Below are 7,920 nucleotides of genomic sequence, written 5' to 3'. Positions count from 1 at the left end.
GGCGTCACCTTCGATCGCGTCTATCCTGGCCACGACACCCATAACTGGTGGAGCTTCTTCTTCCCAGGCCTTTACCAAAGCTGGGAGCAATGGGCGCGCGACCCCGCCACCCGGCCGGTGCCGAACGATACGACCGTGCTTTCGCCTTATGTGGACGGCGTGACGGGCAAGATCATCGTGAGCTTCTTCCACACGCTCTGGACGGCCGACCGACGCGGCGTCGCCGGCGCCGTGGGCGCCGACCTAACCCTTGATCAGCTTGGCGATATCGTGCGCGGCGTACGGATCGAGCAGAGCGGGTTCGGCTTCCTCACGCTCTCCAACGGCACCGTGCTCGCGGCCCCGGCAGCGGGTGAGGCGATGCTCGGCATCGCTTCCGAGAGCGGCAGCGCGGCGGATCGCAGCCTCGGCCGCAGCAGCCAGTCCGCCATCGCCCATCTCGCTCTGCCGACCGCCCCCGGCATCACCACCCAGCAAGTGACGCTCGATGAGGGCGGCAGGCCGATGCGCGCCCTCGTGCTGCTCACCCGGCTCCGCGCGCTCAATATGTGGACCGGGCAGGGCGCGGTGAAGAAGGACGCGATGACCATCGGCTTCGTGGTGCCGGAGCGCGAGATCTATGCCTCGCTCTTCGCCACCCAGGCGACGATCGCGCGCGCCACCCGCAATATCACACTGTTCCAGATCGCGAGCCTCTGCCTCAGCCTCATCGTCGTGCTGCTCGCCGTTTTCAGCATCTCGAAGCGCATCACCGCGAGCCTTAGCCAGCTCGCCGGCGCCGCCCGGCGCCTACAGATGAAGGATTACACCGTCCGCGTCTCGATCCCCGAGCATGACGAGGTCGGCCAGCTCGGCATCGCCTTCAACCGCATGGCGGAGGAAATCCGCTATCACACGGAGAACCTCGAAAAGCTGGTTGCCGCCCGCACCGCGCAGCTCGCAGCCGCGAATGAGGAGATCCTCAGCCTCAACGAGCGATTGCAGAGCGAAAACCTGCGCCTCGGCGCCGAGCTTGATGTCGCGCAGCGTATCCAGATGATGATTCTGCCCAAGCCGGGCGAGCTCGTCGCCGTGCCGCATCTGGAGATCGCAACCTTCATGCATCCGGCCGAGGAGGTCGGCGGCGACTATTACGACGTGCTCCAGGTCGGCAACCGGGTGAAGATCGGCATCGGCGACGTGACGGGCCACGGGCTCGAAAGCGGCGTGCTGATGCTGATGGTGCAATCGGTTGCCCGCGCCCTGCAGGAACAGGGCGAAACCGACCCCTGCCGCTTCCTCGACGTTCTCAACCGCGCCATCTACAAGAATGTGCAGCGCACCGATCTCGACAAATACCTGACCCTCGCCTTTGTGGACTATGTGGGCGATCAGGTGACGCTGACGGGCCAGCACGAGGAAGTCATCATCCTGCATGCCGATGGCGAGATGGAATGCATCGATACCGAAAGCCTGGGCTTTCCGGTCGGGCTCGAAGAGGAGATCGGGCCCTTCATCGGCACGATGAACCTCCGCTTCGCGGCTGGCGATATCATGATCCTCCATACCGACGGGGTGACCGAGGCCGAAAGCCCGGCGGGCGAACTCTACGGCTTCACCCGTCTGACGGAGAGCGTAGCGCGGCATCGGGCGGGGGATGCCGAGCAGATCCTGCGCGGCCTCGTCGCCGATCTCATGGCGCATATCGGCAGCCAGCGCATCCATGACGATATCACCTTCGTGGTCCTCAAGCACAGGTAAGGCGATGAAACGGTGCTACGGCACGCTCGCGGAAGGATTCCCCGCCGAAGGGCAGATCGGGCTGAGGCTATGCGAAGGCCCGCTCGGCCTCGCCTGGGTGCATAGCGGTGCGACCGCCGAATTTCTCGCCGATATCTTTGCCCAGGAGGCGGCGCGCCAAGGCCTTGATGCGCTCAATGCCCGCCATAGCATCGCCTATCTCGCCAATGAGCTTCTCGAAAACGCCGTCAAGTTCCGCGCGCCGGGCGATGTTCGGGTGGCGGCCTCTCTGGCCGAGGGGCGGTTCCACTTCCGGGTGGAAAACCTCCTCGCCGCCGCCGCCGCCGCGCGGTTCGAGGCGCTGCTGGGGGAGATGCTGGCGGGCGACCCCGGCACCCTGCTGATCGAGCGGATCGAGGCGAACGCCGAAAATCCGGAGGCCGGAGGCTCCGGCCTCGGCATCCTGACACTGATGAATGACTACGGTGCCAGCCTCGGCTGGACCTTCGCGCCGTGGCCGGACGATCTCGTGGCTTTACGGACCGAGGCGGCGATGCCGCTCACCTGAGAAAGCCTCTGGCCATGGGCGTCGTCCGGTGAGATAGGAATGCTCGCCCGGGCGCTCCGAAAGACGATGGGGTAGTGGATATGGATATCAGAACGACCGAATACGCGGTGTGGAACGACGGGGCGGTCATTCATTTCGAAGGCACCATGCGCCTCTCGGGCGCGGCCGCCTATGCGCCGATCCAGAGCCTGATGGACGAGGTACTGGCCTCCGGGGCGAGCCTCTTGACCCTTGATCTCACGGGGCTCGAATTCCTCAACAGTTCGGGCATCAACCTGCTGGCGAAATTCACGATCGAGGTGCGCAAGCGGCCGGAGATCGCACTTGCCATCCGCGGCACCACGCGCATTCCCTGGCAATCGAAATCCCTTCCGAACCTCAAGAAGCTGCATCCGGCAGTGGATCTGACGATCGTCTGACCAACAACCAGGACGAGGCTGGCCACAGATGGGAACGACCACGCCGGAAGGGCCGCAGGATTTCCGCCGCCGAATAGCGCCGACGGAGGCCGAGGTCGGCGCGCTGATCGACGAGGTGCATGCCTTCGCCGACGAGGCGGGGTTGGAGCCGGGCCAGGCCTATCGCATCGCGCTCGCCGCAGAGGAACTCACCGTCAACATCCTCACCCACAGCACTGGCGTGCAGGATATCGCGCTCAGCATCCGCCCGGTCGCCACGGGCTGGCAATTGACGGTCGAGGATGACGGGGCGCCTTTCGATCCGCTGAGCCGGCCGCCGGCCGATACCGAGAGCGCGCTGGAAGAGCGTGCCGTCGGCGGGCTCGGCTTGCATCTGATCCTGCAATTTGCAAATGCGCTGGATTATCAGCGGGCCGGGGGGCACAACCGTCTCACCGCCGTCTTTGCAACCGGGCCGCGGCCAAAAGAGTGATGGAGAGACTGCGTGGAGATCAGCGAAACCGCTCTGCCGGGGCTTTACCTCGCGGTGGTGCAAGGCAGGCTTGATGGTAGCACCGCGGCCAAAGCCGAGGAGGCGCTTCTGCCGCTGCTCGGAACCGCCCGTGTCGTGCTCGATCTCGCAGCCGTCTCCTTCGTCAGCAGCGCCGGGCTGCGCGTGCTGTTGAAAGCCGCCAAGCTTGCCAAATCCTCCGGTACCGCTTTCGTGATCTGCGGCATGCAGCCGACGGTGCGCGAGGTTTACGAGATCAGCGGCTTCGACCGGATCATCGAAGCGCATCCTGGCCGCGCCGAGGCGCTCGCCCGCTTCGCCTGAGGCCAGCCTCGTTTCCCCGAGGGCGCGCCATCCGCGCGCCATGGACCGGGGGGAATAACGCCGCGGGTGACGCGGAAGACGTGCCGCCGGGATACTACTCCGCCTCCAGCCGCCGCTGTGCCTGGCTCAGATCCGTCACCAGTCGGCGGCCGAGCCAGATGCAGCGCTCGAACAGAATGGTCATGCGGAAGAGCGCATCCTGCACCGCCGGCGGCGCGTCGGGATTGGCGGCGAGTCGCATGCGCAACTCCTCCATCAGCCGGTCCCGATGTCCTAGTAGGTCAAGGGCGAGCGATGGGTCATCACGGCCGAGGCTTTCCGCGTGGCCGGCCGCCACCGTCATCAGGGTATGGAGGGATTCGACGAGATGGCCCGCCGTCGGGATGCTCGCCGCCGCGGGCACGAGGCCTGTCAACTCCGCGAGGTTGGTGTGCAGGTCTGCCGCATGATTGGCGGCATCCTCCAGCAGCAGGATGGCGGCGACCTCGGTGCGCTGCGGGCGGCTATCCAGCACCTCGCGCAGATAGACCTGGATACTCCGCGCGAGCGTGACGCCGGAACTGCGCAGCAGTTCAGCCGGCGGCGCATTGTCCTCGGGCTCCGCGAGGACGTAGTTGAGGACACCGGGCAGCCGCTCGCAGAGCCGGGCGATTTCGCGAAAGGCAAGGTCGATCGCGGCCGGCGGGTCTTTGATCGCCTCGCGCAACAGAAAGACCGGATGGGCGAGCGTCTTCAGCGGATCGCCGGGCGCGAAACGGAGAAAGAGACGGGTGATCGGCCCTTGCGCGAGGGCGGCGAGCAGCGCGCCGATGATCTGGGCGATCGCGAAGAGGATGGCGATCTGGCCGGGCAGGCTGTGGCCCATGAAGGGGATAATCGCCGTACGCTCGGCCACGGAACCAGCCGCCCAGACTGCGAAAGCCGCTAAAAACAGGGTGCCGATCGTCTTCTGCACCGCTTGGAAGAGGAAAATGAGGCGGCTGTCCCCGCTTTCTTGGGGGATGGCGAGGAGATTGTTGAGGATGGCGCCGCCATTGGCCCCGGCGATGAGCGGCAGGGCAGCCGTCGGCGTCAACAATCCGGCGCCGATCGCCGCGACCGCGACCGCCGTCGTCACTGTCGAGGATTGCGCGGCGAAGGAAAAGGCAGCGCCGACCAAAGCGAGCAGCACCGGCGCGTGCAGCACCGCATGCACCCCGCCATGGCCCATGATATCGCCCCGCAGCTCGGCGATCGTTCCCGAAACGATATCGAGACCGAGCAGCACGAAGGCGAGCGCCAGCAGCGCTTCGAGGCTGTGGCGCATACGGTCCTTCTCGGCGAGCTTGATATAGATCGCGATGCCGACCAGCCCGATGACAATCTTGGCGGCGAGCCCGGTATCAATCGCCACCAGGAGCGGCAGCATCGCGGTGCCGACATTGGACCAGGCGGCCGCGGTCAGCGCCTGCCGTCCCGGCAGCACACCACTGCGCAGGAAGCCGACGAGAATCCAGGAAACCGCATTTGAACTCTGCGTCAGCAGGCCGGCGAGCGTGCCACTGACGGCGGTGCTGACAGGCCCGCTCAGTGCCCAGGCAAAGAGCTTGCGCGCGCGGCGGCCGACGAGCGGCACCAGATTGGCTGAAAGCGCCCGGATGCCGACGAAGAAGAGGCCAAGGCCGCTGAGAAAGGTGGCGATCAGTTCCATAGGACACACCCGGCCGTGCCGGGCGATGCAAGGCGACAGGAAGGGCAGGCGGCGGGCAGGAAGAGGATCATGGAGAGTTCGCCGGTACGTCGCGGGGGAGAAGCCTTATGCCGTATAATGCTGCGGATGCTAAGCTCCGGCGGGGGCGATTAACGCTTGTCCGAAACATTTCCTCGCTGCCACCGCCTCAGGCAACAGCCGACGCGGATCCATCGCCCCTCCGGCGGCCTCGGGTCATGCACCTGATGTCTTGCAGCTCAACGAGGTTTGGCGCGCCGGACAAGACGCCGCGATGCCGGCATGGGCTCAGCCCATCCGCCTCTCCAGTAGGCCGAGGCTGGCGGCGTCGAGGGCATGACATCCGACAGCGGCAAGGGTGCTCAGCGTCGTGAACTGCCGCCGATACGCCAGACCAGGCGCTTAACATAATATCTCTACTGCGGCCTTGGATGGAGGCCAACGATGAGAATGCACCACCGCCTGGCCTCCACCGCGGCGCAGGACCGATCCCCCGGCCCCGGAAAGCTGACGCACCGGGTTCTACCTGCGTCATGAGTCTCACCGCCCATCGTCCGCAACCGCGCCATTATTGAAGATTCAACTTGCCTGCCGGGTGATCGCGCTTTACCCGGCATGCTCAGCCGCTCATTGACCTTACATTCCCCGCATCATCATCTCTCGGGCTATTTTGTTTTGATGACGCATGCCATGGGCGGCGCGTTAACGCTCCCTTAATTTCTGCTTGACCCTTCACCTCCCCCACCCCTAGTCTCAAGGCCTATGTTGTGAGGGGTGCGTATCCTCGGCACGCCGCCACTCTGGCTTGTCATCAGCCCCGAGCTTCGCCTGAGGAGGGTTTGCGTGCCTGATTCCTTCGCGCTCGATACCCCTCTGCCTGATGCGACCGTTCTCTCTGCCGCGTTAGAGCCAGAAACCGACCCGCTCATTGCTTCCTCATCCTCTGCCGGCGCATTGGCGCAGCCGCCGCAACCCGGGACCAACCCCTACCCCGACCATGCCCCGCGCCCCGTGCAGCAAGGGCCGCTCGATATCCGCTACGATTTCAACGACGGCGCGCGGGTTCAGCTTCCCCGGCGCGAAGATCTGCGCTGGCGGATCACGCTGCGCGATCTCGATACCGGAAATATCCTCTTCCAAAGCGCCAATCATGGCGCGATGGTCTCCTCCTCCAAGAAGTTCTTCGTCCGCTTCGGCATCGAAGTAGCGACCCTAGATGCAGAAGACAAGGAAACGCCGGTCTTCAGGCATGATTATGATGCGCGCGGGCGCGAGGTGCTCATCCTCTTCCCGGTTGGCACCCTGGGCGACAGCCTCGCCTGGTTTCCCTACGCTGACAAATTTGCCCGTGACCATGGCGCGCAGGTCATCTGCGGCATGTCCGGCCTCATTAGCCCCCTGCTCGTGCAAGCCTACTCGCATATCACCTTCATGACGCATGAGGAGATCACCGCCGGGCGCGTGGCCGAGCGTGTTTATGCAACCTATCGCATTGGCCTGTTCTTCGATGACACGGCAAATGTCTTTCAGCCGACCGACTTCCGCCATGTCGGCCTGCATCGCACCGCCGCCTATATCCTCGGCGTCGATCCCGCGGAAAGCCCGGCGACGCTGCAATTCGAGGATCCCGGCCCGCCGATCGCCGAGCCATACATCTGCATCGCGGTGCAAAGCTCGACCCAGTGCAAATACTGGAATAACCCGCAAGGCTGGCACGACGTCATCGCCTTCCTCAAGGATCGCGGCTATCGGGTGATTTGCATCGACCAGAAGAAGGTGCACGGCAGCGGCATGGTGTGGAACCACCTACCGCACGGTGCGGAAGATCAGACCGGCGACCGGCCCCTCGCGGAACGGGCGCGCTGGCTGCGCCATGCCGCGGCCTTCATCGGGCTGAGCAGCGGGCTTTCCTGGCTCGCCTGGAGCACCGGAACCCCGGTTGTGATGATCAGCGGCTTCACCCATCCCACCAATGAATTCGCCACCCCCTATCGCGTGATCAACTGGCATACCTGCAATAGCTGCTGGAACGATCCCAAGGAACGTTTCGATCATAAGGATTTTCTCTGGTGCCCTCGCCATGCTGGAACCGAGCGCCAGTTCGAATGCACCCGGCTGATCACCAGTGCGCATGTGATCCGCGCCATCGCGCGGATTCCAGCATTCGCCGCAAAGGCAGATCCCTCTACTGAACCACTAGCGCCAGCGCATTAGCCCGAGCAGGTTATCCCCGGCGGCGCTTCCTGTGACACGCGGCTCTACAGGATCTGCGAGCTTGCAAAACACAAACTTACTCCGCGCCTCACGCCGCGGCCGCTCGCAGTAGCGCCGCCGCTTCCTCACGCCCCAGGGCCGGCGGCCTCGTGCAGCGCGTCGTCAACTCAATGAAGCGGCCTTCCTCCCCCGAGCGCAGGATCGCCGTCATGACGTCGATCGCGTGCAGCGCGCGGTCGATCGAGCAACGCGGCTCGCGCCCCTCGATCAGCGCCTGCGCCATATCGGCGAGGCCCGCCGTGCGGTAGTTTGCCACCATGCCGCCTTCGCTCTTCTGGTTCGGAAGCCCAAGCGGATGCCCCCAATCGCCAAGCGGCGACATCGCCGCTCCGCGCCGGCCGATCTTCACCGTACCGCCGAAGAAGTTGGGATCGGGCAGAAAGACAGAGCCCTCCGTGCCGTAGAGTTCCATCGGCGC

The 7,920-nt window shown here is 64.9% G+C and carries 8 protein-coding genes; 6 read left to right on the top strand and 2 right to left on the bottom strand.

Annotated features, from left to right (window positions below; genetic code table 11):
* The 5 genes from ACYQ7X_RS17240 to ACYQ7X_RS17220 form a co-directional block, all read left to right on the top strand.
* Positions 1–1,740: SpoIIE family protein phosphatase (locus tag ACYQ7X_RS17240; RefSeq protein ID WP_459698313.1), on the top strand; the 1,740-nt coding region annotated here is incomplete at its 5' end.
* Positions 1,741–1,744: 4 nt separating this feature from the next.
* On the top strand, positions 1,745–2,287 hold the full coding sequence (locus ACYQ7X_RS17235; protein ID WP_459698312.1) for a slr1658 superfamily regulator: 543 nt from the start codon (positions 1,745–1,747) through the stop codon (positions 2,285–2,287).
* An 80-nt stretch (positions 2,288–2,367) separates the two neighbouring features.
* Complete coding sequence (locus tag ACYQ7X_RS17230) at positions 2,368–2,706, top strand: slr1659 superfamily regulator (protein WP_459698311.1); 339 nt, start codon at positions 2,368–2,370, stop codon at positions 2,704–2,706.
* A gap of 28 nt (positions 2,707–2,734) precedes the next feature.
* Positions 2,735–3,178: an ATP-binding protein gene (locus tag ACYQ7X_RS17225; RefSeq protein ID WP_459698310.1), complete on the top strand. Its 444-nt coding sequence runs from the start codon at positions 2,735–2,737 to the stop codon at positions 3,176–3,178.
* Positions 3,179–3,190: 12 nt separating this feature from the next.
* Complete coding sequence (locus ACYQ7X_RS17220) at positions 3,191–3,520, top strand: STAS domain-containing protein (RefSeq protein WP_459698309.1); 330 nt, start codon at positions 3,191–3,193, stop codon at positions 3,518–3,520.
* Between the two features lie 94 nt (positions 3,521–3,614).
* On the opposite strand, the gene ACYQ7X_RS17215 is transcribed toward ACYQ7X_RS17220, so the two are convergent.
* Positions 3,615–5,210: a Na/Pi symporter gene (locus tag ACYQ7X_RS17215; protein WP_459698307.1), complete on the bottom strand. Its 1,596-nt coding sequence runs from the start codon at positions 5,208–5,210 to the stop codon at positions 3,615–3,617.
* A 945-nt stretch (positions 5,211–6,155) separates the two neighbouring features.
* Between ACYQ7X_RS17215 and ACYQ7X_RS17210 the strand changes: the two genes are divergently transcribed.
* Positions 6,156–7,442 (top strand): autotransporter strand-loop-strand O-heptosyltransferase, encoded by a 1,287-nt coding sequence (locus tag ACYQ7X_RS17210; protein WP_459698314.1) that lies wholly within the window; start codon positions 6,156–6,158, stop codon positions 7,440–7,442.
* A gap of 88 nt (positions 7,443–7,530) precedes the next feature.
* Here the strand turns inward: ACYQ7X_RS17210 and ACYQ7X_RS17205 are convergent.
* Positions 7,531–7,920, bottom strand: a 390-nt coding sequence (locus ACYQ7X_RS17205) for a hypothetical protein (RefSeq protein ID WP_459698306.1), incomplete at its 5' end; no start/stop codon positions are given.

It is taken from the genome of Acidisoma sp. C75, from assembly GCF_054665095.1.
Note: the sequence above shows the minus strand (reverse complement) of the source record. Positions and strands in the feature narration are given on the sequence as shown.